This is a genomic window from Amycolatopsis echigonensis (assembly GCF_014174495.1).
In the GTDB taxonomy this organism is placed as follows: Bacteria; Actinomycetota; Actinomycetes; order Mycobacteriales; family Pseudonocardiaceae; genus Amycolatopsis; species Amycolatopsis echigonensis.
The window spans coordinates 1-23,400 of record NZ_JACJHR010000108.1 but is presented as its reverse complement, the minus strand read 5'-3'; the positions used below and the strand labels follow the sequence as shown (position 1 = coordinate 23,400).

The window sequence follows — 23,400 nt, the reverse complement described above, 5'->3', positions numbered from 1 at the left end:
ACCGCTGAACTCCCCGATCCCGTCGTTCGCGTGCCGGAACCGGCCGAGATCGACCTCGAAGCGCTCGCCGCCGCCTTGCGGGAACGGGTCGAGGGCGAGGTCCGCTTCGACGACGGCAGCCGCGCCGCCTACTCGACCGACGCGTCCAATTTCCGCCAGATCCCCCTCGGCGTCGTCGTGCCGCGTTCTCCCGACGACGCCGTCGAAGCACTGGCCGTAGCGAGGGAGTTCGGCGCGCCCGTGCTCTCGCGCGGCGGCGGGACGAGCCTCGCCGGCCAGTGCACCAACACCGCGGTCGTGCTCGACTGGTCGAAGTACTGCGCCAAGCTGGAGTCCGTGGACGCCGAGCGCCGCACCTGCGTCGTGCAGCCGGGGATCGTGCTGGACGACCTCAACCGGCAGCTCGCCGACACCGGGCTCCGCTTCGGCCCCGAGCCGGCGACGCACATGAACTGCACCCTCGGCGGCATGATCGGCAACAACTCCTGTGGCGCGACCGCCCAGCGCACCGGAAAGGTCGTCGACAACGTCGTGCGCCTGGAAGTGCTGCTGGCGGACGGAACCCGGTTCTGGTGCGGCCAAACGAGCGACGACGAGTACGCCGAGATCGAGCACCACGGCGACCGGCGCGCCGCGGTCTACCGGCAGCTGCGCCGGCTGCGCGACGAGTACGCCGACGAGATCCGCCGCCGCTTCCCGGACATCCCGCGCCGGGTGTCCGGCTACAACCTCGACTCGCTGCTGCCCGAACACGGCTTCGACGTCGCCGGGCTGCTCGTCGGCAGCGAATCGACCCTGGTCACCGTCCTGCGCGCGGAACTGAAACTGGTGCCGGTCCTGCCCGAGCGCGCGCTGGTCGTACTCGGCTATCCGGACATCGCGACCGCCGCCGACGCGGTGCCGGACATCCTGCAGCACGAACCTATCGCGCTCGAAGGCGTCGACCACCGGCTTCTCTACGACGAGCGGCTGAAGCACCTCAACGAAAAAGCTCGCGAGGAGCTGCCGCGAGGTCGGGCGTTCCTGATGGTCCAGTTCGGCGCGCAGACGCTCGAGGAGGCCGACAAGCAGGCTCGCCGGCTGCTCGACTCCGTCGAGGGCACGGACGTCGCTTTCCTCGACGATCCGGCCAAGGAGGCCGAACTCTGGCAGGTCCGCGAGGCCGGGCTCGGCGCGACCGCGCACGTCCCCGGCGAGGCGGACACCTTCGAGGGATGGGAAGATTCGGCGGTAGCGCCGGAGAAACTCGGCGACTACCTCCGCCGCCTGGACGCGCTGTACGCGGAATTCGGCTATGCCGACGAAACCGGGCCGAGCCTGTACGGCCACTTCGGACAGGGCTGCGTGCACACGCGGATCCCGTTCGGCCTCTACACCGCGTCCGGCGTCGCGACCTACCGGCGGTTCATGGAACGGGCCGCCGACCTGGTCGCGGAGTTCGGCGGCTCGTTCTCCGGCGAGCACGGCGACGGGCAGAGCCGCGGCGAACTGCTGCCGCGGATGTTCGGCAACGACCTGGTCACCGCTTTCGGCCAGCTGAAGGCGATCTTCGACCCGGCCGACCGGATGAACCCGGGCAAGGTCGTCGCGCCGTACTCGCTGGACGAAAACCTGCGGCTCGGCGGCTCGTGGTCCCCCGCCGAGCCGCAGGACCTCTACTTCCGCTTCCCGCACGACGGCGGCTCGTTCTCGCAGGCCGCCAACCGGTGCGTCGGCGTCGGCCGCTGCCGGCAGACCACCTCGGAAAGCGGCGACGTGATGTGCCCGTCGTACCAGGTCACCGGCGAGGAGGAACACTCCACGCGCGGCCGTGCCCGGATGCTTTTCGAGATGCTCAACGGACACCACGACGGCCCGATCTCGAACGGCTGGCGCTCCACCGAGGTCCGCGACGCGCTCGATCTGTGTCTTTCCTGCAAGGGCTGCAAATCCGACTGTCCGGCCGACGTGGACATGGCCACCTACAAGGCGGAATTCCTGGCCCACCACTACGCCGGCCGGCCCTGGAAACGGCCGCGGTCGGACTTCAGCATGGGCTGGCTGCCGCTCGTCGCCCGGTTGGTGTCCAAAACCCACACGGCGCGGCTGGTGAACCTGCTGGGCAAAACCCGGTTCGCGACGCGTGCCGCGGGCGTGGAAGACCGGGAAATCCCCCGCTTCGCCCCGAAAACCCTGCCGCGCTGGTTCGCCCGGCACCGACCCGCCGGCACCGGAGCGCGCGGCACGGTGTTGTTGTGGCCGGACACCTTCACCTCGTACTTCCATCCGCACGTCGCCGAGGATGCGGTGCGCGTACTGGAGGACGCGGGCTGGCGGGTCACGCTGCCGGAACCGTCCGTGTGCTGCGGCCTGACCTGGATTTCCACCGGACAGCTCGGAGTCGCCAAGCGGGTCCTGACCCGCACCGTGCGCACGCTGGCGCCGCATCTTCGGGACGGCGGCCTGGTGCTCGGCCTGGAACCCAGCTGCACCGCGGTCTTCCGCTCCGACGCGGCCGAGTTGTTCCCCGGCGACCAGGACGTCCGGCGGCTGCGGGACCAGACCGTGACGCTCGCGGAGCTGCTGACCCAGCACTCCCCCGGCTACCGGCCGCCGCAGATCCCGGGACACGCGCTCGCTCAGGTGCACTGCCACCAGCACGCGGTGCTGGGCTGGGACGCGGACCGGGAACTGCTGCAGGCGGCCGGGGTGGACGTCGAGCGACTCGATTCGGGTTGTTGCGGCCTCGCCGGGAACTTCGGCTTCGAGCGGGGTCATCTGGAAGTCAGCAAGGCCTGCGCGGAACGGGTGCTGCTGCCCCGGGTACGCAAGGCGGACCGGCGGACGGCTGTGCTCGCCGACGGATTCAGCTGCCGGACTCAGCTGCACGAGCTGGACAGCGGCGGGCGCGAGGGCATCCACCTCGCCGAGCTCCTCGCCGCGGGACTCGCCTCGAAAGACCGGTAAACGTCCGTGAAGGGCTCCTTGCGGGAATCTGGTTCCCGCAAGGAGCCCTTCACGGACCGGACCGCGGTTATCCGCCCGGCATGGTTTCGCCGCCCAAAGCGGCCAGCACCTCGCCGCTGTAGTAGGACGACAACCGGTTCGACGCGAGGAACACATACGACGGCGCGAGATCGTCCGGATGCGCCGCCCGCTGGAACGGAGCCTGCAAACCGAACTTCTCCACCTTCTCCGGCGGGAACGTCGACGGAATCAGCGGTGTCCACACCGGACCCGGGGCGACGCAGTTCACCCGGATCCCGCGGTCGGCCAGCGCCTGCGCCATCGCGTACGTCCAGGCGTGGATCGCGCCCTTCGTCGCCGAGTAGTCGATGAGGCTTTTGTTGCCGCGCAAGCCGTTCACCGACCCGGTGTTGATGATGACGTCGCCGTCGCCGAGATGCGGCAGAGCGGCGGCGGTCACCCGGAAGTAGCTGTGCAGATTCACGTCGAACGTGTGCATCCACTGCTCTTCGGTCAAGTCCTCGGGACGGTCGACCGGCCATTGCGTCGCCGCGTTGTTGACCAGGATGTCCAGTCCGTCCAATTCGGACACCGTGCTGTCGACGATCTCCCGGCAGTGGCTCGCGTCGGCGAGATCACCGGGCAGCAGCAGGCATTCCCGGCCCTCGGCGCGCACCCGGTCCGCGGTGTACTCGGCGTCCTCGTCCTCGTTGAGATAGGAGATCGCGACGTCCGCGCCTTCTTTCGCGAAGGCGATCGCCACGGCGCGGCCGATCCCGGAGTCGCCGCCGGTGATCAGCGCGCGCTGTCCGGCGAGCAGGCCGCGGCCCTCGTAGTCGGTCATCGAATCGCGCGGCCGCGGATCCATCTCCGCCGTGGTGCCCGGCGGGTCCTGCTGCTGCGGCGGTCGGATGCGGTCTGCCACGGGAGTCCTCCCCGGAAAGTCGGTTCTGTTCCTTTCCGGCTACCCGTTGCGTCGCGGTTCAATCGCGGGAAAAGCCGCGCAACCGTCCCCCTGCGACAGTTGCGCGGCCCCTCGCCCCCTGGCCCGCTCTGCGGATGCCCGGCGGTTACCCGGGTCCGCGGCCGGCAAACCGGGGGACGATCAGTAGTCGTGCGAAAGCGCCTCCACCAGCACTCCGGTGTCCGGATTGGGCAGGGCGCGGGCGACGTCCGCCTGTGCGACGACGCCGACCAGGTCGTGGCCGTCGATCACCGGCAGCCGGCGCACCCGGTGCTGCGACATGGTCTGCAGGATCTCGGCGACGTCGTCGTCCGCGCCGATCGTCACCGCTTCCCCCTGCGCGAGCTCGCCGGCGTGCACCGCGCGCGGGTCCTTGCCCTCGGCGATCACCTTTACCACGATGTCGCGGTCGGTCAGCATGCCCTTGAGCCGGTTGTCCTCGCCGCACACCGGCAGCGCGCCCAGTTGCTCGGCCGCCATCCTCTGCGCGGCGTCGTGCACGGTCTCCGACTCGCGCACGCACACCGCGTTCGGCGTCATCAAGTCGCGGGCAGTGGTCATGAGATCGTCTCCCTTCCTCCGGTCACTCTCCGGCTACCCACGTTCGCGGCCGTTACGCCTGCCGAGCTGTTTCTCCTTCGCCGGCCCGGGTAACCGGAGGCTCGTGGAAGGAGCCGACATGCCAGAACCGTTCCCGCCCGACCCGGTCCGCGCGGAGGGCCCGCCGCTGGTCACCGCAGGCCGGTCGGGCGCGCCCCGGCTGGTCGTGCTCGACCCGGCCGGCGCGGCCAAGCACGAAGGCCTGCCCGCCACCTGGCGGCCGCTCGCCGAGAACCACGAAATCCTCTGGTGCCGGATCCCGGTCGAGGGCGCGTGGCGCGAAACCGCCGAAACCCTTGCCTCGCCGGAGCGCAGCGACCTCGTCACGAGCGGCCCGCTCGCCGCCGACGCGCTGCAGCTGGCCGCCGAGCATCCGGCGTCGGTGCGATCCGTCCTTCTCGTAGACCCGGCCGCCGAGGGCTTGCTCAGCCCCGGCGACGCCGCCGTCGCCGACGAAGCCTGGCTGGTCCGGCACGACGCCGAGATCGCCGCGCTGCGCGACTCCGGGGTCGAAGTCCAGGTGCTCGCCCACAGTTCCGACGATCCGCACGACCAGGTCCCGAGCCCGCTGCCGCTGGGCCACGACTGGGTCGTCGACGCGCTCCGCGAGGCCCTCGCCGAGCTGGAATCCGCGGGGCGCTGACCGGTTTCGCCGCGCGCGGGCCGGGTACGCCCCGAAAAGGAAGGGAGGAAGCCGTGCTGGAGGAAATGAACCGGACGCCCGCGCACGAGAAGTCCACCGCGGACCTCGCGGCCGATCTGACCACGTCCATCAAACGCCTGCTCCAAGACGAATTCCGCTTGGCGATGGCCGAACTCCAGACGAAGGGGAAGCGCTTCGGCATCGGGGCCGGGCTCGTCGGATTCGCCGGCGTGCTGGCCCTTCTCGGCGGCGCGACCCTGATCGCCGCGGCTGTGCTCGCCTTGGCGCTCGTCGTGCCTGGCTGGCTGTCGGCGCTGATCGTCGGAGGGGCGCTGCTAGTGGTCGCGGGGCTCGCCGCGCTGATCGGCGGCAAGGAGGCGAGCAGCGCCGCGCCGCCGGTGCCGGAGGAATCCGTGGAAAGGGTGCGCGAGGACGTCGAGACGATGAAGCAGGTGCGGTCATGACCGAACGCAAGGTCGAAGAGGCCCGGGCGGACCGGGACGTCACCCGGGAGGAACTGGCCGAAACGCTGGACGCGCTGGGACAGAAGCTGGACGTCCGCACGCGAGCCGGCGAGAAGGTCGACGCGACGATCGACCGGGCGGCCGAACAGGTCGAGAAGACCGTCTCGGCCCCGGCGGCGGAGAAGGTCCGCGCGGGGGCGGAGGCGGTCCGGAACAACCCGCTTCCGCTGTTCGCGGCGGTGTTCGGCGGCGTAGTCGTGCTCCGCTTCCTGCTCCGCCGCCGGCACGCGCACCGGAAGCAGGGGGGCGCATGCTGACCGATCGGGAACAGCGTGCGCTGAAAGAAATCGAACGCGGTTTGTCCGCCACGGATCCGCGGCTCAGCGCGAAACTGGCCCGCGGATCCGGGCGTCGGCGCCGTCGCCGCTCCGCGCTGGAGATCCTGTCGACGATCACCAGCGTGGTGCTGATCGCCACCGGAGCGTTCGACACGCGGCCGGGCATGATCGTGGCCGGGGTCGTCGGGCTCGCGGTGCTCGGGCGGGCCGTTCGCGGTGCGGCATTGGCAAGCCGGATCCTCGCGATGATCCGCGTTCGCTCGATCCGCTAGGTCCGCAAGATCCGCTAGATCACTGTCAGGAAACCGTCAACGACCGCTCCTCCGGAGGGTCCTGCGGGCCAGCCTGAGCGGGTGACCGCAATTCTGTCCCGCCCGGAAACGCCGCGAGCCGCCGACCGGCACCGGCTTTCCGTCGTCGGCGGCCTCGCCGCGCTGTCCCTCGACGCGATGGCGTCGGTCGCCTACGGACCCGAGGCGATCGTGCTCGTCCTGGCCGTCGCCGGTGGAGCGGGGCTCGGCTTCACGCTGCCTGTCACGGTCGCGATCGCCGTCCTGCTCGCCGTGCTGACCCTGTCGTATCGGCAGGTCATCGCCGCGTTCCCGGACGGCGGCGGGGCCTACGGCGTCAGCCGCGCCCATCTCGGCCGCCGAGCGTCGCTCGTCGCCGCGGCGGCGCTCATCGTCGACTACGTGCTGAATGTCGCGGTGTCAGTCGCCGCCGGGGTCGCGGCCCTGACCTCGGCGTTTCCCTCGTTGCTGCCCGGCAAGCTGTGGCTCTGCCTCGGCGTGCTCGCGCTCATCACCGGCGTCAACCTCCGCGGCATCGCCGAAAGCGCGCGGATGTTCGTCGTGCCGACGGCGGTGTTCGTCGGATCGATCCTCACCGTCGTCGTGGTCGGCCTCTTCCGTGCCGCTCCGGCCGCAGCTGTCTCGACCGGATCAGCCGCAAACCTCCAGACGGTCGGAATCCTGTTGTTGCTCAAAGCTTTCGCGAACGGCTGTGCCGCGCTGACCGGCGTCGAAGCGATCGCCAACGCCGTCCCCTCGTTCCGCGCACCGCGCGTGCGCCGGGCGCAGCGAGCGGAGGTCGCGCTCGGCGGGCTGCTCGCGGTGATGCTGCTCGGGATCGCCGCGCTGATCGGGAAGTTCTCGATCCGCCCCGCCGACGGAGCGACCGTGCTCTCACAGGTGACCGCCGCGTCGCTCGGGAACGGCTTCGGTTACTACGTGGTGCAATTCTCCACCGTGGTCCTGCTGGCGCTGGCCGCGAACACGTCCTTCGGCGGGCTTCCGGTGCTGGCCCAATTGCTCGCGAAACACCACAATCTCCCGCACGTTTTCGCCCTGCCCGCCGAACGCCAGGTGTACCGCTACGGCGTCGGTTTCCTCGCTCTCGCTTCGGCTTTGCTGCTGATCCTCGCGAACGGCGACATGAACACTTTGGTGCCCCTGTTCGCGATCGGCGTGTTCGTCGGGTTCACGTTGTCGCAAACCGGAATGGTGCGGCATTGGTTCCGCACGCGCCCGCGCGGCTGGCGCGGAAAGGCCGCGCTCAACGGTTTCGGCGCACTTCTCACCGGGCTCGCCGCGATCGTGGTCACCACGACGAAGTTCGGCGAAGGCGGCTGGCTGATCGTCGTCGCGCTGCCGGTGCTCGTGCTGCTGATGGAATCGGTCCACCGCACCTACCGCCGCATCGGCGAACGTCTCGAACTCGGGCGCATCCCGCCCCCGCCGAGGCCGAACCGGTCGCTGGTCGTCGTCCCGGTCCACACGGTGTCGCGGCTGACCCGCGACGCGCTCGCCGCCGCCCTCTCGCTCGGCGACCACGTCGAGGCCGTCCACGTGACGCACCCCGAGGAGGAAGCGTCAGCGCGCGAGTTCGTGGAAGCGTGGGAACGATGGCTCCCGGACGTCACGCTGGTCCAGCTGCACGACGAACGCCGCCGTCTCGGCGAGCCGATCGTGGAACACCTCCGCCGCCACGACGGGTGCCATGTCTTCGTTCTCGTCGCCGAGGTCGAGCCGGAGCACGTCTGGCAGCGCGTCCTGCAGAACCGCCGCGGCGCGGTGCTGGCCCGGGCGCTGCGCCGCCGTTCCGACGCCGTGGTCTGCCGGATGCGCTTCCGGATCGGGGCTTAGCGAAGCCCCTTTCGTCCCGTTTCCCCGAATGCCCGGTTTTCCAGGGCAGCCGCCCGAGCTGCCCGCTAGTACTTTCGGCCGATGTCCGCAGGGCGAAAACCCGCCGAAAGGCGTGGGCCATCCCGGGGTTCTTTCCCTCGTCGCGGTTTCCGCGCCCAAGATCGTCTTAGGGTTGCGAGTACTTGGTGATCTTGAAACCGGAATGAGGGGCCCATGCGAAAACGGACCAGGATTCTCGGCAGAACGCTCGCCGCGGCGGGCACCCTCGCGGCGCTGACGATGGCCACGGCCGTCCCGGCGACCGCGGCGCCGCAGGCCGGGCCGACGTCGGTCGAGCAGGACATCGCGCAGCTGTACCAGGACGTCGAAGACCTCTACAACGGCCTGCCCGCGAACGCGCTGCGAGGCGTCGACCCGCTGTTCGACTCGCCGGTCAAGCGGCCGGGCCAGCAGGCGCACGCCGCGCAGGGCCCGATCCCGGGCTGCACCGAGGGATCGCTGCTGACGTATGCGAACAAGCTCGCGTCCGCGCTGAGCCCGACCGAGAACAAGGCGCTCAGCGCGCTGAGCGCGATCGGCCAGCTCTACGCCCAGGCCGTCGCCAGCGACAAAACCCCGCAAGTCTTCGGCACCGACGGCCAGTACACGCCGCGCGCCGGCGCGACGATCGACAAGCTGCGCGGTTTCTGGGACATCGAGAGCTGGAACATCCAGCTGGTCGCGTGGAAGGGCACCGACCTCGGCAGCCAGGAACGCACGACGCAGACGTTCAAACTCGGCCTCGACCCGAAGCGGGCGGCCGAGGCGGGCGCGCTCGCGACCAAGGTGCTCTACGAGGTCCCGGCGCTGCAGGGCGGCCGGAACCCGCTGCTGACCCTGAACGCGTTCTCCGCCCCGGCCGACAGCCTCGGCGGCAAGCGCGTCATGCTCGGCGACGGACTGCTCGATGTCGTCAACCACCTGGGCTTCGACGACGTGTCGGTGGAAGCGGTCGTCGGCCACGAGTACGGGCACCAGGTCGACTTCGCGCACGACAACTACCCGCGCAACGAATCCGCCGAGATGGGCCCGGACGCCTACGGCGGCTACTTCGTCGCGCACGCCAAGGGCGAGGCGTGGAACGCCCGCACCCAGCAGGAGGTCACCTACCTCGACGCCTCCATCGGCGACTGCTACCACAGCCACGGCACCCCCGACCAGCGCAAGGCCGCCGGCGCGTGGGGCGAGAAGCAGGCCGTGAACCAGAACAACCCGAACCGGATCATCCCGTCCGCGAAGATGATCGAGCGGTTCCAGAAGGAATACCCGAAGCTGATGCCGCCCGCGACGGCGGCGCTGGCCGCGGCGCACTGAACTGTGCCTGAACGGGCCCCGTCTCCGCTGCTCGGCGAGGCGGGGCTCGTTCGCGCGCTCGGATGGCGACGGCGTCCAGCGGGTCCAGGCCACCTCGAAATACCGGTCCTGGCGCGGAGTTTCGCGCTCGATCAGGAGATCGCCGCCGAAGCCAGCCCCTGAGACTGACCGCAGCCCGCTAGGCGGGCCGGAGCGCCTTCACGGCGACGCCGCCGCCCCTGCCCGAGGCGATGAACCCGCCTACTGGCCGGGCAAAAACCTTCTGCCGCAACGTACTCCGCCCGACCACGCCCGCAGGACGACCGCAACGGCAGAATCGCCCGTCGAGCGCGCCAGGATCACTCCGCGTCGAGCACCGACCGCAACGTCCGCAGCAACGGACCGGCCTCCGCACCGAACATCTCCGTGTCCACCCGCTCCACCGCGGTCACCGCCCGCCCGGCCAGGTCGCGGCCCTTTTCGGTCAGCCGCACCAGTTTCGCGCGCGTGTCGCCCGCGTCGACCGTCCGCGTCACCAGCCCGGCCGCCTCCAGCCGGGCGATCACCTGGGACGTCATCTTGATGTCGGTGCCCGCCTGCGCCGCCAGTTCCTGCTGCCGCGGCGGCGTTCCGTGCGTTTCGAGCCACCAGCAGCACGCGAGCAGCACGAACTGGACGTGCGTGAGGCCCAGCGGTTCGAGCGTCTGCCGGATCCGCCGCTGCCACGCCAAAGTGACGTGCCACAGCAGGAAACCCGGACTGTCCCCCGGACCCGCGAACCGCGTCATCGCGCGGACCGCTCCGCACTGGCCAGCAAATCGCTCATCGCGACCGGAAAGTCCTCGCTGATCCGCGGCCCCAGTTCCGGCCCCGCCTCCCCCTCGATTTCGAGCCGGTGCGTGACGCGCGTGCCGCCGCCGGAAAGCGGGGCAAGCGTGTGCCGGAACCGCAGCACCACCTCGCCGAACCGCGTTTCGTCCTCGTAGACCTCGTTCTCGGTCAGCTCCGTGATGCGCGAACGGAACGTGTCCTGCCCCCGCGGCGTGACCGACAACTCGGTCCCCTTCTCGAACGGCCCGTGCAACTCGAACCGGTCGCTGCGCTCGCTCAACGGCGTGCCGCTGTGCAGGGCGCGCAACGCCGCCCACACCGCCTCCGGGCTCGCCGCGGTGTCGGCGCTGTAGTCAGTGGTCCACATGATCGTTCCTCCCAGTTAGTCTGCGCAGAGACTATCTGCGCGGAGACTAACTGGCAAGAGCCGAACGCCACGGTCAGGCGGACTCGAACCGGAGCACCGCCGCGTCGTACTGGGCGCGCGCGAACCGGAACGGCCCGAACCCGCGGTAATCCCGCGCCGGGCGATGCGGCTGCCCGAACGAATCCCAGACGATCTCGTCCTCGGTCACGGTGATGCGCGCCAGCAGCGGCCAGCAGCCCCAGGACCCGCACGCGCAGGCGAGCACCGGAGTCTTGCGTTCCCCCGCGTCGACACCGTGGAAGTGCTCGGTCATCGTGCCGCTGAAGCAACCCGGGGCGAGACCGCCGTAAGCGCCACCGGCCGGGTTATGCCCGCACCTCACGCAGGGGTTTCGTCCGCCTCCCGGCGCTCGGCCAGGATCTCCCTCACCCGCTCACCGGGCAGCGCGCTCCGCAGCGCCAGCGCCATCACCACCGCGGTCAGCACCAACGACGCGACCGCTCCCAGCGAAAAGTCCAGGACACCCAGGTTTCCGGCGTGCTTGGACGCCTCCGGATACGTGCCCAGGTAGCTGATGACCGCGAGCCCGGCGAACCACACCAGCACCCACCAGCCGTGCCGGAAGTCCAGCTTCGGCGATTTCTTCGCGAAGGCCTGGTGCAGCGCGAGCAGGACGTAGCCGAAGACGATCACCACGAACAGTTTCCAGTTGGTGTCCCAGCCGGTCCAGTAGATGATCAGGTTGGTGGAGAACAAAGCCAGGAACGCGACCGCCCACGTGAAACCGCGCCCGAGCCGGAACGGGCGGGTGTGGCGCGGCAGCTGGCTGCGCATCGCCAGCAGCACCAGCGGCCCGGACCCGAACGACAGCACGGTGCTGTTCGTGACGAACGAAACCAGCTTGTTCCAGCCGGGGAACGGCAGGAAGAAGAAGCAGCCGACGACGAACGCCAGGATCAGGCTCACCCACGGGACGCCCGCGGAGTTCACCTTCGCGAGCCCGGACGGCGCGTTTCCGTTGCGCCCCATGGCATACGAGATGCGCGCGGTGACGCCGGTGTAGATCAACCCGGTGTCGCCGGGCGAGATGATCGCGTCGGCGTACAGCAGCGTCGCCAGCCAGCCGATGCCGAGCACGCTCGAGATCGCGGCGAGCGGGCCGAACGTGGCCAGGACGTCGCTGCCCGCGGTGAAGTTCGCGCCGACGTGCTCCCAGCCCTGTTTGCCGATCGCGTCGGACGGGGCCGCGCCGATGAACGCGATCTGCAGCAGCACGTACAGGATCCCGGTGAGCACGACCGAACCGATGAGCGTCAGCGGCACGTTGCGTTTCGGATTGGCCGTCTCCCCCGCCAGCTCGACGCCTTGCCGGAAACCGAAGAACGAGAACGCGATGCCGGCGCTCGCGACGGCGGAGAAGATCCCGTGCGTGCCGTACGGAGCGAACCCGCCGTAGTCCGTGAAATGCCCGGTATTGAACGCGGTCACCAGGAACACGACGATCACCAGCGCGATGATGGCGAGTTTCCACCACACGAGCACGTTGTTGATCCGGGAGAACCAGCGCACGCCGAAGAAATTCACCAGCACGAAGACCGCCAGCAGCAGCACCGAGATCCCGGTGCCCGCCGGCGTGAGCACGGCGTTGCGGTCGGCGTCGAGTTTTTCCAGCCAGGGCAGGTAATTCGTGGCGTACTGGACGACCGCGAGGACCTCGATCGGCGACACCGCGGCCGCCGCGATCCAGGTGACCCAGCCCATCGAAAAGCTCGCGAACGACCCGAACGAGTAGTGCGGGAACCGCGCGACGCCGCCCGAATGCGGGAACATCGTGCCCAATTCGGCGTACGTCATCCCGATCAGCACGAACATGACCGCGCCGATCCCCCACGACACGATCGCCGCGGGCCCGGCGAGCTCCGCCGCGTTGAGCGCGCCGAAGAGCCATCCGGACCCGATGATCGACCCCACCGCGGTGAACAGCAGCCCGATCGGGCCGAAGTGCTTCTTGAGCCGTTTGTCGTCGCCCGCGACGACGGCCGGGAAGGGCTGTTCGGTCGTTCCGGCTTCGCTCATGTCACGGCCTCCTGCCGGGTCGGCGGTCCGCTTCCACTGTCCCTCCGCGACGGCGCGCGCAGAATAAGCGGACATAGGATTGTTACCTTGTGCACCATTCGACGCCGGGTCGGGATCCTGCTCGGATTGCCGTTGCCGCACAACGGTATTCGCGAACTATGTCCGACATCGCCGGTTTGCCGCGCCGGACTACCAGGTCGCGCGGAGGATCCCCGTCACGTCCGCCGCCGAGACCTCGCGCGGGGTGTTCGCCAGCACCCCGTCCGCCAGCGTGTCGGCCACCAGATCCGGCAGATCTCCTTCGCCGATCCCGAATTCGCGCAACCGTCCGGACAGCTCGACCTCCGCGACCAGGCGTTCGACCGCCGCGATCGCCGCGTCCGCGTTGTGCGCGGCCGATTCCCGGCCGTCGGCGACCCCCAGCGGCTCCGCCAGGCGCGCCAAGCGGTCTTCCCGCACCGCACGGTTGAACCGCAGGCATTCGGTGAGCACCAAGGCCAACGCCAGGCCGTGCGGCAGGTCGAACCGGCCGCCCAGCGAGTGCCCGATGCCGTGCACCAGGCCGAGCCCGGTCGTCCGCATCGCCAGGCCGGCGGTGTGCGCGGCGAGCATCAGGTTTGCCCGTGCCTCCAGATCTCCGCCGGACGAAACCGCGCGGCGCAGGTTGCCCGCGACCAAACGGACGGCTTGCAGGTCCAGACCATCGGCCCAGGGATTCGGCCGGGCGGAAAGGAAAGACTCCACCGCGTGGGTCAGGCAGTCGATTCCGGCGGCTGCCGTCGCGCTCGGCGGCAGGCTCAGCGTGAGCGCGGGATCGAGAAGTGCGTACCGGGCAAGGCAAGTCGGCCCGCCGAGGTAGCATTTGCGCTGCTGCCGGGGGTCGGTGATGACGCCGAGGTCGTTGCACTCCGACCCGGTGCCGGAAGTCGTCGGGATCGCGACGATCGGCAACGCGGGCACCAGATCCGCCGACGCTTCGGTGCTCCAGCTCAATTCCGCGGCCGGGCGGTCGTTGACGGCGGCCAGCGCGATCGCCTTCGCGGCGTCCAAAGCGGACCCGCCGCCCAGCGAAATCACCGCTTGCGCTTCGGCGGCGCGCACGAAGGCGCCGCCCGCGTCGACGTCGTCGGTCGTGGGATTCGGGTGCACCTCGGAGAAAACTTCGACCGCCAACCCGTCTTGCCGCAACAGCTGGACCGCCCGCTCCGGCAACGGGGTCGCGGCCAGACCGCGGTCGCTGACCAGAACGGCCTTCCGCGCGCCGGTCGTCCGGACCAACCGCGGCAGCTGTTCGACGGCGCCGGCGGCGAAGGTGGCGGCCGGGTACGGGCCGATGTCGATGGCCGGGATCTGAGTCTCTGTCATGGCTTCCTCCCGAACCGTTCCTCGTCGACCGCGATGCCCAGCCCTGGCGCGGACGGCACGTGCAGCAGGCCGTCCGCGTCGATGTCCAGCGGGGCGGCAAGCAGGAAATCGCGGCGTTCCGGCGTCCACACCGGCGGGTCGTAAGGGAATTCGAGGTACGGTCCCCCGCCGACGCCCGCGGTCACGTGCAGGTTCGCGAGCAGGCCGAGGCCATTGGACCAGGTGTGCGGCGTGAAGAGCCGGTTGCGCGCCAGCACCAGCTCGGCGAGCGTGCGGGCGCGCAGCATTCCGGCGGCGAGCGCGACGTCGGGCTGGTAGACGTCGAGGGCGTCGGAGCCGACCAGGTCCAGCAGCTCGCCGAAGGTCCGGACCATTTCTCCCCCGGCGACGCGGATCCCGGTGTCCCGCACCGCGCGCAGACCGGGCCGGTCGTCCAGCGGCAGCGGTTCCTCGAGCCAGAACACGTCCAGTTCGCGCAGCGCCGCCGCGAATCGGCGGACCGCCGCCGGGTCGAGCGAAGGCCGCACGTCGCCGGGCATCCGCCACGCCTGGTTCAGGTCGGCCATCAGCGTCATCTCCGGTCCGACCGCTTCCCGGACCGCCCGCATGGTGCGGATTCCCCCGGCGAAATCGTCCGCGGCCAGCCGGATCTTCGCCGCCGGGAAGCCCTGGTCGCGGATCCCGGCCATCACCTCGGCCCGCTGCTCGGCGGGCAGGATCCGGCCGGTCGACGCGTACGCCGGGATCGCGTCCGCCGCGCCGCCGAACAGCGTCGCGACCGGAACGCCGAGGACCTTCCCGATGACGTCCCACAACGCGATCTCCAACGGCCAGTACCGCCCGGCGTGGAACGCGATGGTCTCCAGCGCCCGGACGTGCCGGCTGATCGCCATCGGATCCTGCCCGAGGAACAGCTCCGCGTACGGCTCGAACCCGGCCATCGTGTCGCCGGAGCCGTAGCCGACCACGCCCTCGTCGGTCACGACCTTGACCACCGTCGCGTCGAAGCGGGTGCGCGGAACCGGATCCCAGGCGGCGTCGAACGGCGGATCGAGCGGCAGCGTCCCGGGCAGCAGCTGGATGTCGGCGATCTTCACTCTCCGGACGGTAACCGCGGATTGACTGCTGCCCAATCGTTGTTGCACAGTCCTCAACATGGCGAACCAGCGCACCTACGGTTCGGGGCTGGTCCGCGACGTCGACCTGCTCGAAGTCCTCGCACTGCCGGAAGCGCGCGACGGACTCGGCGTGTCCCGCATAGCCGAACTGTCCGGCAGGGACAAGGCACAGGTCTCGCGGGCCCTCGCGACGCTCGCCGACGCCGGTCTGGTGTCGCGCGACGAACACACCCGCGCGTACCGGCCGGGCTGGCGGCTGTTCGCCTTGGCCACGCACGCCACCGAAACGCATCTCGCGCACCTGGCCGCGCCATTTCTGCGGACGATCGTGGCGCGGTTGAACGAAACCACGCATCTGTGCGTTCTGCGCGCCGGCCAGGTGTTCACCCTCCGAAGCGAACTCGCGTCCCATGCTTTTCGCGGACTCGGCTGGGAAGGCGTCGGCGTCGACCCGTTCACGACCTCACCCGGACGGGTGTTATTGAGCGAATGGGACGAGGAAACCGTCGGGCAATGGTGGCGGACCTTCGCCGGCGGCGCCGCGCACCCGCTCCCCGACCTGCCCGGCTCGACTCAGGAACCCCCGCCGCTCACCCTCGACCGGCTGGCCGGGAAGCTGGCGGGGATCCGGAAACGCGGCTACGAAACCGTGGACGAGGAGTTCGAGCCGGGACTGGTCGGGGTGTCCGCGCCGGTGTACGGCTTCCGGGGCGACATTGTCGCAGCGGTCAACGTGTCCGCGCCGAAATCGCGTCTCGGCGGACGGCTGCCCGCGGCGGGCCGGTTCACCCGCACCGTCGCCGACCGGATTTCCGCCGCGCTCGGCGCACCGGGATGAACCGCCGCCTCCCGTTCATTTATGCTTCGCCAAACCGTCGTTTGCCCGGCAGGTGGTCGCCATGTACGAAATCCCGCCCACTGCGGCCATGCAACGCTGGTCGGTCTCGGTCGACGGGACGCGCGCGATCTTCGCCTGCGCGCCGTGGCTCGAAGACCACACCGCCGACCGGGTGCTGCCGCGCCTGTGGCCGGGCCGCGGCCTGGGCGTCAGCGACACCGACGCCGCCGGGTTCGCCGCCGCGATCGCCGAGACGATGAAGGCGCCGAGCTACTGGATCGCCAGCCACGCCGCGGCCCGCGCCTGGCAGGACCAGCCGTGGTCCCCCGCCCGCCGCGACCACGACGACGGGTTCGTGTACTTCGCCGGACCGTGCGGGGAATCCGGCACCGCGGTGGGCTACCGCCCGGCCTATCACCTGCCGCTCGCTTTGCGCGACCTGCGCGGGTTGCGGATCCGGCTGGCGGCGTACCTGCGCGGGGCGCGGATTCCGGGCTGAGCCTCCCGCTCGCATCGCTCAGCGGAGATACGGCGCCAGCATCGCCCCGGTCAGCCGGCGCGCGGTCGCCGCCGCGTGGTCGGCATCGCCCTCCACCAGGCCGAGCAGCGGATCCAGCCCCTCGACGTGCGGGGCCAGCGCCAGATGCGGCAAGACCAGCAGCAGCAACGACAACACGATCTCGACGTCGGTGTCCGCACGCAGCTGCCCCGCCGCCACCGCCCGTTCGACCAGCGGCCGCAGCACCGCGAGGTAATGACTGTTGACCGCCTCGCGCACCGGCGTGCGCGCGGTCGGATCGGGTTCGAGGTTGGCCGCGGCGGTCATCGCGCGTTCGAGCGGATGGTCGTAGAAATACCGCACCCACGCGTCGAGCAGCTCGTCGAGCGCACCCGCGAAATCCTCGTCCCACGGGAGCTTCGCGATCTCGGCCTCCATGGCCGTGCGGATCCGCACGCTCGCCAGCTCGGCGAGGTGGACGTACATGTCGGCCTTGTCGGTGAAGTACTGGAAAAGGCTCCCCTTCGACACCCCGGCCTCACGGCAGATCGTGTTGAGGCTGCCGCCGCTGAAACCGCGCGCCGCGAACTCCGCCTCGGCCGCCGCCAGCACCGCCGCCCGCCGTTTCTCCGGCAGCCGCTCCCACGTTCCCGTCGGCACCGCCGACCTCCTCGCCTTGACTCTCCCCTGGCCTCGATCGTACTCTATGACCACCGGTCATATGACCACCGGTCACAAGGAGGAGAGCGCATGTCCGCGAACAGCTTCCGGGTCTGCGTCGTCGGCGCGGGCTCGTCCGGGATCGCCGCCGTCAAGGTGCTCGCCGAGCGCGGCATCGAGGTGGACTGCTGCGAACTGTCCGACCGGGTCGGCGGGAACTGGGTGTGGGGCAACCGCAACGGGGTCTCCGCCGCGTACCGGTCCCTGCACATCAACACCTCGCGGCAGCGGATGGAGTTCAGCGACTTCCCGATGCCGGAGAACCTGCCCGACTTCGCCCGGCACGACCAGATCGCCGACTACTTCGCCGCGTACGTGGGCCACTTCGGCTTCGGCGACCGCATCCGGTTCGGCACCGGCGTCGCACACGTCGAGCCGGAGCCGGACGGCAGTTTCTCCGTGACGCTGTCCACCGGGGACACCGAGCGGTACGACGCGGTGCTCGTCGCGAACGGCCACCATTGGGATCCGCGGATGCCGGAGCCGATGTTCCCCGGCGCCGAAGGATTCCGCGGCGAGATCATGCACTCGCATTCCTACACCGAAGAAGAGCAGCTGGCCGGACGGCGCGTCGTGGTGGTCGGCATGGGCAATTCCGCGATGGACATCGCCGTGGACGCCTCGTATCACGCCGCGGCGACGTATCTTTCCGCGCGGCGCGGGGTGCACGTGATCCCGAAATACGTGTGGGGCAAGCCGTACGACCAGATCGCGGGCAAGGAATGGCTCCCCTCGGCGCTGCGCTGGCCGGTCGCGCGCAAGCTGATGGCGGCGGCGACCGGGCCGATGACCCGGTACGGACTTCCCGAACCGGACCACAAGTTCGCGCAGGCGCATCCGACGATGTCCAGCCGGATCCTCGACCGGCTCGCGCACGGGGCGATCACGCCGGTGCCGAACATCGAGCGGTTCGACGGCGACGAGGTCGTGTTCACCGACGGCCGGCGGGTCGCCGCGGACCTGGTGGTGTTCTGCACCGGGTACAAGATCAGCTTCCCGTTCTTCGACCGGGATTTCCTCGATCCCTCCGGCGACAACGAGATCCGCCTGTACCGGCGCGTTTTCCACCCCGGCGTGCCCGGGTTGTACTTCGTCGGGCTGGTGCAGCCGCTCGGCGCGATCATGCCGATCGCGGAACGCCAGGCGTTGCTGATCGCCGACCATCTGCAGGGCCGCTACCACCTGCCCGGCGCGGCCGAGATGGAGCGCGAAATCGACCGGCACCGGCGACGGATCTCGCGGCGGTACGTCGCTTCCAAACGGCACACCATCCAGGTTGACTACGACGACTACATGCGCGACCTTCGGCTCGAACGCCGGCGCGGGGCGCGTCGTCCGGCGGGCCGCACCCCCGCTGACCGCCCGGTCGCCAGCGCCGCTGCCCGAGAGGAGATCCGCGCGTGAACGTGTCCTTCCCGGTCGAGGATCAGCAGTGCGCGGCAACGCTTTACCTGCCCGTGAACGAGAACCCGCCGGTGATCGTGATGGCGCACGGTCTCGGTGCGGTCCGCGAGATGGGACTCGCCGCGTACGCCGAACGCTTCGCCGCTGCCGGTTATGCGTGTCTCGTGTTCGATTACCGGCATTTCGGCGACAGCGAAGGCACTCCGCGTCACCTGCTGTCGCCGCGGAAACAACTCGCCGATTGGACCGCCGCGATCGCGTACGCTCGCACGCTTCCCCAGGTCGACGGCGACCGGGTGATTGCTTGGGGTACCTCCTTCGGCGGCGGGCACGTGCTCAGCACCGCCGCGAGCCGTCCGGCCGGGCTCGTCGCGGCCATCGCGCAATGCCCGTTCACCGACGGCATCGCGTCCGCGCTGGCGATGCACCCGGCCAGCTCGGTCAAGGCGACCGTCGCCGCCGCCCGGGACGTCGTCGGGCACTGGCTCGGTCGGCCGCCGCACCTGATCGCCACCGCCGGTCCTCCGCGAGGCACCGCGTTGATGACCGCGCCCGACGCCGAGCCGGGGTACCTTGCGCTGGTGCCGCCGGGCAGCGATTTCCGCAACGAGGTCGCGGCTCGGGTGGTGTTCGACATTCTCCGGTACCGGCCGGGGCGCGGGACAGGACGGATCGAGGTGCCGACGTTGTTCGCGGTGTGCGAGAAGGATTCCGTCGCTCCTTCCGGACCGACGCTGCGGTACGCCGCCCGCGCGCCGCGCGGGGAGGTTCGGACTTATCCGGACGGGCATTTCGCGATCTACCAAGGCGATCCGTTCGAACGAGTGGTCGCGGACCAGGTTGACTTCCTCCGTCGGCACGTTCCGGTGGCCGCGGCATGACCGGCCGGATCGTGGTGTTCGGGGCGACCGGTTACACCGGCGGCCTGGTCCTGGAGTCGCTGGTGCGGCGCGGAGTGCGGCCGGTCCTGGCCGGGCGCAACCGGGCCGCGCTGGAGGTTCTCGCGTCGGACCACGGCGACCTCGAAATCGCGGTCGCGGATGTCAACGACCCGGCGAGTCTTCGCTCGCTGGCCGGGCCCGGGGACGTGCTGATCGCCACCGTCGGCCCGTTCGACCGGATCGGGCACGCGGCCGCGCAGGCCGCCGCCGAGGCCGGGGCGCACTACCTTGATTCGACGGGCGAAGTCGGCTTCGTCCGGACTGTGCGGGAGCGGCACCATGAACGAGCAGTCGAAACCGGCGCGGCGATGGTTCCGGCTTTCGGTTACGACTACGTTCCGGGAATCCTCGCCGGGGCGCTGGCCGCCCAGGAAGCGGGCGAGGGCGTGCGCTCGCTGGAGATCGGGTATTTCGCGACCGGACCGTTTTACCGCGGGTTGAGCCAGGGCACCCGGACGACCATGCGGGACGGATTGACCCTGCCGTCGCTGCGGTGGCGAGGCCGGCGGCTGGTCGAGGAACGGACCGGGAGCCGGGTGCGTGCTTTTCCGGTTCGCGGACGGTCCAAGTCGGCTTTTCTGGTTTCCGGGACCGAAGTGCTTTTCCTGCCCCGGAACTTTCCGTCGCTCGACGAGGTGACTGTCTACAATGGATGGTTTCCGGCGCTGAGCCGGGCGATGCCTGCGATTTCCGCACTGGCCACGGTCGCGGGGCCGCTGGTGCGTGCGGTGAGCGGGCCGATGACGGGTCCGCCCGGCGGGCCGGACGCGGCGGCACGGGCGAAAACCGGCGCGCAGGTCGTCGCGGTCGCCGATTCCCGGGTGGAGGTGCGGTTGGAGGGCCCCAACGCGTACACGCTCACCGGGGAATTGCTGGCCTGGGCCGCGCTCCGGTTGAGCACCGAAGGACCGTCGAAGCCGGGGGTGGTGGGGCCGGTCGACGCGTTCGGTCTGGAGCCGCTTCGGGACGGATGCGCGGAACTCGGCCTGGTGCGGCAGAAACCCTGAGCCAGCCGCCGAAAGCCGGAAAGGGCTCCCCGAAGGAATCCGATTCCCTCAAGGAGCCCTTCCCGGACCCACCCCCGGCCTACTCCGACCGCAACGTGTCCAACCTCGTCACCTGGCGCAGCAGCGGCAACGTCAACGCCGTCACCAGCAGCACCGCGGCGACCGCGGCCCCGGCCAGTCCGGCCAGGACCCCGCCGTCCACCATCATCGGCATTTTCGCCAGCCGCAGGATCGGCGCGGTCAAGCCCAGCCCGGCCCCGACCGCCAGCACCACCCCGACGACCACCGGCACCGCGGTCTGCCACAGGGATCCCCTGGCCAGCACCCCGATCGGCACGCCCGCCGCGGACAGCGCCGCGAGCGGACGCCGTCGTTCGCTGATCTGCTCGATCGACAGCATCAGCAGGCTCATCGCGGCCACCGCCAGCACGAAGAGCGACGCGGTGAGCAGCACGGCACGGAAGCTCGCCAGCATCCGGTCGTCGCGGCCGGCGTAGTCGGCCATATAGTCCGTCTTGCTGACTTCCGCCTTCCACGCCAGCGGCCGCACCGCGGTCGCGACCCGGTCGATCAAAGCGTCCACGCTGCCGGTGCCTTCCACGAACAGCAGCGTGCGCTCCGTCGGCGGCTTGACGCCGCCGAGTGCGCTGGGCGTGACCAGCAGGCTGCTGGCCGCCGCCTTCGAGGTGTTGCCCGACGGCACGACCCGGACATTGTCCGGGACTGTCCACTTCGGACCCTGGACCGTCCTGCCGTTCTGGTAGCCGGTCAGCTGGTACTCGCCCTTCGGAGCGGCCTGCGACGACGCGCCCGCCACGTAGAACACGTCCCCGTCAGCGCAGTCGCCGATATTCGCCTGCGTCTTCAGCGCCACGCAGTCCCCAACGGTGCCGTAGACCTCCCGTTCGCCCGCCTGGAGCTGCAGGGATTGGCCGCTGTGCACGCCGGTCACCCCGGCCACTCCGGCCAGCCGCTCGCGGACTTCCGCCTCGTGCGCACTCGTCGTGTCCACCCGCACCGGCGCGGCCGCGACGCCCAGCGGCGTCTCGTACGACCGGGAGGTGCGGTCGGTCATCGACGTGAGCACGCCCTGGATCAGGATCGTCCCGGCCAGCACAACGACCAGCCCGGACACCACCCGGCTGGCGGTGCCGCTGTCGAGCTGCAGCCGGCGCACCGCGAGCTGCCACGACGGCGGACCGCCCCGTAGCCGTTCGACGATCCGTTCCACCAGCCACGGCAGCAGCGCCGCGACGCCCATCAGCAGGAACACGCTGCCCACCGCGAGCGCCAGCGCCGCGGCCTGGTCCCCCGACCCCGGCGAGACGACGAGCGTCCCGAGCAGGAACACGGCACCGACGCCGGTGATCGTCCAGCGCCACCACATCCGCCGCCGCACCGGTTTGCCCTGCCGGACCACCCCGAGCGGTTCGACGATCGTGCGGCGCAGGCCGAACAGCGCCGAGCCGACCGCGAGACCGGGCACGAGCAGCACGATCACCAGCAAGGACACCCACGATGGCGTGAAGTCGTCCGCGAACACGCGGAGGCCGAACGGGAGCCAGTCCCCGATGAACGGCCGCAGCGCGGAGAACAGCGCACCGCCCGCCACGAGCCCGATCACGGCGCCGACCAGCGATTCCGCCGCCGCGACCCGTTTGATCTGCCGGGCGTCCACCCCGATCAGCCGCAGCGCGGCGAGCCGCCGTTCCCGTTGCGCCGCGCCCATTCGCGACGCGGTGGTCACGAAGATCAGCAGCGGCAGCAGCAGCACCGCGGCGATCGGCGCGACGACCATCCACATCACCGCCGACAGCGCGAACCCTTCGGGCGGCTTGCCGTAGGAGTAAACGCTGCTGGCGTTCTCCCCTTCGGCCTTGATCTCCGTGGCGGTCGACCCGTAGTACGCCGTCAGGTCGGCGGCGTCGGCGACGCCCGGTTCGGCGATCTGGCCGACCACGGTCCCCGGCAGCCGTGCCTTGAGCGACGCGCCCTCGGACGAGTTCAGCTTCTCCGCCAACGCGGGCGACACCATCACCTCGCCCGGCGCGGGCAGCCGGGAAAGCCCCGGCGGCACCGGCGAGTTCGGCCCGGTCGGCGCGACCGCGGTCAGCTGGACGTAGTCCGCGCCGACCGACGGGTACCAGCGATAGGTCGCGAGCGGCGCGATCCCCTCCCGCACCGTCGTGTCCTGCTTGATCGCCGCCGCCCGGTCCGCCCGCGCGTTCACCAGGTGGCTCACCGAGGCGGCGGGCAGGAGCACGGCGACCGCGAGCGCGATCCCGAACGCGGTCATCGCGAGCCGCAGGAGCGCCGAACCGGACATCCGGCCGCCCCCGACGGCCAGCCGGAGTCCCAGCAGCAGATCCCGCGTCATGCGACCAGCTCCCGGTCGACCGTGCGCCCGTCCCGGACCACGATCTCGCGGTCGGAGTACGCCGCGACCCGCGGTTCGTGGGTCACCAGCACCACCGCGGCGTGCGTTTCCCGCGCCGCCTGGGTGAGCATCTGCATGACCTTCTCGCCGTTGAGCGAGTCGAGCGCGCCGGTCGGCTCGTCGGCGAAGACGACCTTCGGCCCGGTCACGAGCGCCCGCGCCACCGCGACCCGCTGCGCCTGCCCGCCGGAGACGTCGCCCGGGCGGCGCTTCGCCAGGTTGTCGACCTCCAGCCGGGCGAGCCATTCCCTCGCCTTGCCCTCGGCGGGCCCCCGCTTAGCCCCGGTCAGCCGCAGCGGAAGCGCGACGTTCTCCAGGCAGGTCAGCTCGGGCACGAGCTGGCCGAACTGGAACACGAAGCCGAAT

At 70.5% G+C, this 23,400-nt stretch carries 23 protein-coding genes; 12 read left to right on the top strand and 11 right to left on the bottom strand.

Annotated elements, in window-relative coordinates:
- Positions 1-2,946, top strand: a 2,946-nt coding sequence (locus H5411_RS41260; RefSeq protein WP_376772283.1) for an FAD-binding and (Fe-S)-binding domain-containing protein, incomplete at its 5' end; no start/stop codon positions are given.
- Positions 2,947-3,013: 67 nt separating this feature from the next.
- Here the strand turns inward: H5411_RS41260 and H5411_RS41255 are convergent.
- Positions 3,014-3,871 carry an SDR family oxidoreductase gene (locus H5411_RS41255; protein WP_183126979.1) on the bottom strand — a complete coding sequence of 286 codons (858 nt, stop codon included), beginning with the start codon at positions 3,869-3,871 and terminating at the stop codon, positions 3,014-3,016.
- 180 nt (positions 3,872-4,051) lie between these two features.
- Positions 4,052-4,471 carry a CBS domain-containing protein gene (locus tag H5411_RS41250; RefSeq protein WP_101439556.1) on the bottom strand — a complete coding sequence of 140 codons (420 nt, stop codon included), beginning with the start codon at positions 4,469-4,471 and terminating at the stop codon, positions 4,052-4,054.
- A gap of 118 nt (positions 4,472-4,589) precedes the next feature.
- Between H5411_RS41250 and H5411_RS41245 the strand changes: the two genes are divergently transcribed.
- From H5411_RS41245 to H5411_RS41220, 6 genes are all read left to right on the top strand, one after another.
- Positions 4,590-5,153 (top strand): hypothetical protein, encoded by a 564-nt coding sequence (locus H5411_RS41245; RefSeq protein ID WP_101439555.1) that lies wholly within the window; start codon positions 4,590-4,592, stop codon positions 5,151-5,153.
- A 53-nt stretch (positions 5,154-5,206) separates the two neighbouring features.
- Positions 5,207-5,617: a phage holin family protein gene (locus H5411_RS41240; protein WP_167442072.1), complete on the top strand. Its 411-nt coding sequence runs from the start codon at positions 5,207-5,209 to the stop codon at positions 5,615-5,617.
- Positions 5,614-5,934, top strand: coding sequence for a DUF3618 domain-containing protein (locus H5411_RS41235; protein ID WP_101439554.1), 321 nt, complete (start codon positions 5,614-5,616; stop codon positions 5,932-5,934). The genes H5411_RS41240 and H5411_RS41235 overlap by 4 nt, the downstream gene beginning before the upstream one ends.
- Complete coding sequence (locus H5411_RS41230) at positions 5,928-6,227, top strand: DUF3040 domain-containing protein (protein ID WP_101439553.1); 300 nt, start codon at positions 5,928-5,930, stop codon at positions 6,225-6,227. The genes H5411_RS41235 and H5411_RS41230 overlap by 7 nt, the downstream gene beginning before the upstream one ends.
- 81 nt (positions 6,228-6,308) lie before the next feature.
- Positions 6,309-8,099, top strand: a complete 1,791-nt coding sequence (locus H5411_RS41225; protein ID WP_101439552.1) for an APC family permease — start codon at positions 6,309-6,311, stop codon at positions 8,097-8,099.
- Positions 8,100-8,312: 213 nt separating this feature from the next.
- Positions 8,313-9,452 carry a hypothetical protein gene (locus H5411_RS41220; RefSeq protein WP_101439551.1) on the top strand — a complete coding sequence of 380 codons (1,140 nt, stop codon included), beginning with the start codon at positions 8,313-8,315 and terminating at the stop codon, positions 9,450-9,452.
- A 338-nt stretch (positions 9,453-9,790) separates the two neighbouring features.
- Here H5411_RS41220 and H5411_RS41215 read toward each other — a convergent pair whose 3' ends face one another.
- From H5411_RS41215 to H5411_RS41190, 6 genes are all read right to left on the bottom strand, one after another.
- Positions 9,791-10,219 carry a MarR family winged helix-turn-helix transcriptional regulator gene (locus tag H5411_RS41215; RefSeq protein ID WP_101439550.1) on the bottom strand — a complete coding sequence of 143 codons (429 nt, stop codon included), beginning with the start codon at positions 10,217-10,219 and terminating at the stop codon, positions 9,791-9,793.
- Positions 10,216-10,629: an SRPBCC family protein gene (locus tag H5411_RS41210; protein ID WP_101439549.1), complete on the bottom strand. Its 414-nt coding sequence runs from the start codon at positions 10,627-10,629 to the stop codon at positions 10,216-10,218. The genes H5411_RS41215 and H5411_RS41210 overlap by 4 nt, the downstream gene beginning before the upstream one ends.
- 73 nt (positions 10,630-10,702) lie before the next feature.
- Positions 10,703-10,942, bottom strand: coding sequence for a hypothetical protein (locus H5411_RS41205; protein ID WP_101439548.1), 240 nt, complete (start codon positions 10,940-10,942; stop codon positions 10,703-10,705).
- A 65-nt stretch (positions 10,943-11,007) separates the two neighbouring features.
- A complete protein-coding gene (locus H5411_RS41200) occupies positions 11,008-12,705 on the bottom strand; it encodes an APC family permease (protein WP_183126977.1) in 1,698 nt (565 codons plus the stop codon).
- A 189-nt stretch (positions 12,706-12,894) separates the two neighbouring features.
- Positions 12,895-14,070: an iron-containing alcohol dehydrogenase family protein gene (locus H5411_RS41195; protein ID WP_101439546.1), complete on the bottom strand. Its 1,176-nt coding sequence runs from the start codon at positions 14,068-14,070 to the stop codon at positions 12,895-12,897.
- Positions 14,067-15,167 carry a mandelate racemase/muconate lactonizing enzyme family protein gene (locus tag H5411_RS41190; RefSeq protein ID WP_101439545.1) on the bottom strand — a complete coding sequence of 367 codons (1,101 nt, stop codon included), beginning with the start codon at positions 15,165-15,167 and terminating at the stop codon, positions 14,067-14,069. The genes H5411_RS41195 and H5411_RS41190 overlap by 4 nt, the downstream gene beginning before the upstream one ends.
- Before the next feature lie 58 nt (positions 15,168-15,225).
- Here H5411_RS41190 and H5411_RS41185 point away from each other — a divergent pair, with 58 nt between their 5' ends.
- Together H5411_RS41185 and H5411_RS41180 are read left to right on the top strand one after the other, a co-directional pair.
- Positions 15,226-16,026, top strand: a complete 801-nt coding sequence (locus tag H5411_RS41185) for an IclR family transcriptional regulator (protein ID WP_101439544.1) — start codon at positions 15,226-15,228, stop codon at positions 16,024-16,026.
- Between the two features lie 61 nt (positions 16,027-16,087).
- On the top strand, positions 16,088-16,525 hold the full coding sequence (locus H5411_RS41180; protein ID WP_208637526.1) for a hypothetical protein: 438 nt from the start codon (positions 16,088-16,090) through the stop codon (positions 16,523-16,525).
- 18 nt (positions 16,526-16,543) lie between these two features.
- Here H5411_RS41180 and H5411_RS41175 read toward each other — a convergent pair whose 3' ends face one another.
- Complete coding sequence (locus H5411_RS41175; RefSeq protein ID WP_101439542.1) at positions 16,544-17,185, bottom strand: TetR/AcrR family transcriptional regulator; 642 nt, start codon at positions 17,183-17,185, stop codon at positions 16,544-16,546.
- A gap of 90 nt (positions 17,186-17,275) precedes the next feature.
- On the opposite strand from H5411_RS41175, the gene H5411_RS41170 reads away from it, so the two are divergent.
- The 3 genes from H5411_RS41170 to H5411_RS41160 are packed head-to-tail and all read left to right on the top strand — an operon-like array spanning position 17,276 to position 20,597.
- Complete coding sequence (locus H5411_RS41170; protein WP_101439541.1) at positions 17,276-18,649, top strand: flavin-containing monooxygenase; 1,374 nt, start codon at positions 17,276-17,278, stop codon at positions 18,647-18,649.
- Complete coding sequence (locus H5411_RS41165; protein ID WP_101439540.1) at positions 18,646-19,530, top strand: alpha/beta hydrolase; 885 nt, start codon at positions 18,646-18,648, stop codon at positions 19,528-19,530. Before H5411_RS41170 ends, H5411_RS41165 begins: the two co-directional genes overlap by 4 nt.
- Positions 19,527-20,597, top strand: a complete 1,071-nt coding sequence (locus H5411_RS41160; protein WP_101439539.1) for a saccharopine dehydrogenase family protein — start codon at positions 19,527-19,529, stop codon at positions 20,595-20,597. The genes H5411_RS41165 and H5411_RS41160 overlap by 4 nt, the downstream gene beginning before the upstream one ends.
- Before the next feature lie 79 nt (positions 20,598-20,676).
- Here H5411_RS41160 and H5411_RS41155 read toward each other — a convergent pair whose 3' ends face one another.
- Positions 20,677-22,974, bottom strand: coding sequence for an FtsX-like permease family protein (locus H5411_RS41155; protein ID WP_101439538.1), 2,298 nt, complete (start codon positions 22,972-22,974; stop codon positions 20,677-20,679).
- The coding region (locus H5411_RS41150) for an ABC transporter ATP-binding protein (RefSeq protein WP_183126975.1) at positions 22,971-23,400 on the bottom strand (430 nt) is incomplete at its 5' end. The genes H5411_RS41155 and H5411_RS41150, both read right to left, overlap by 4 nt.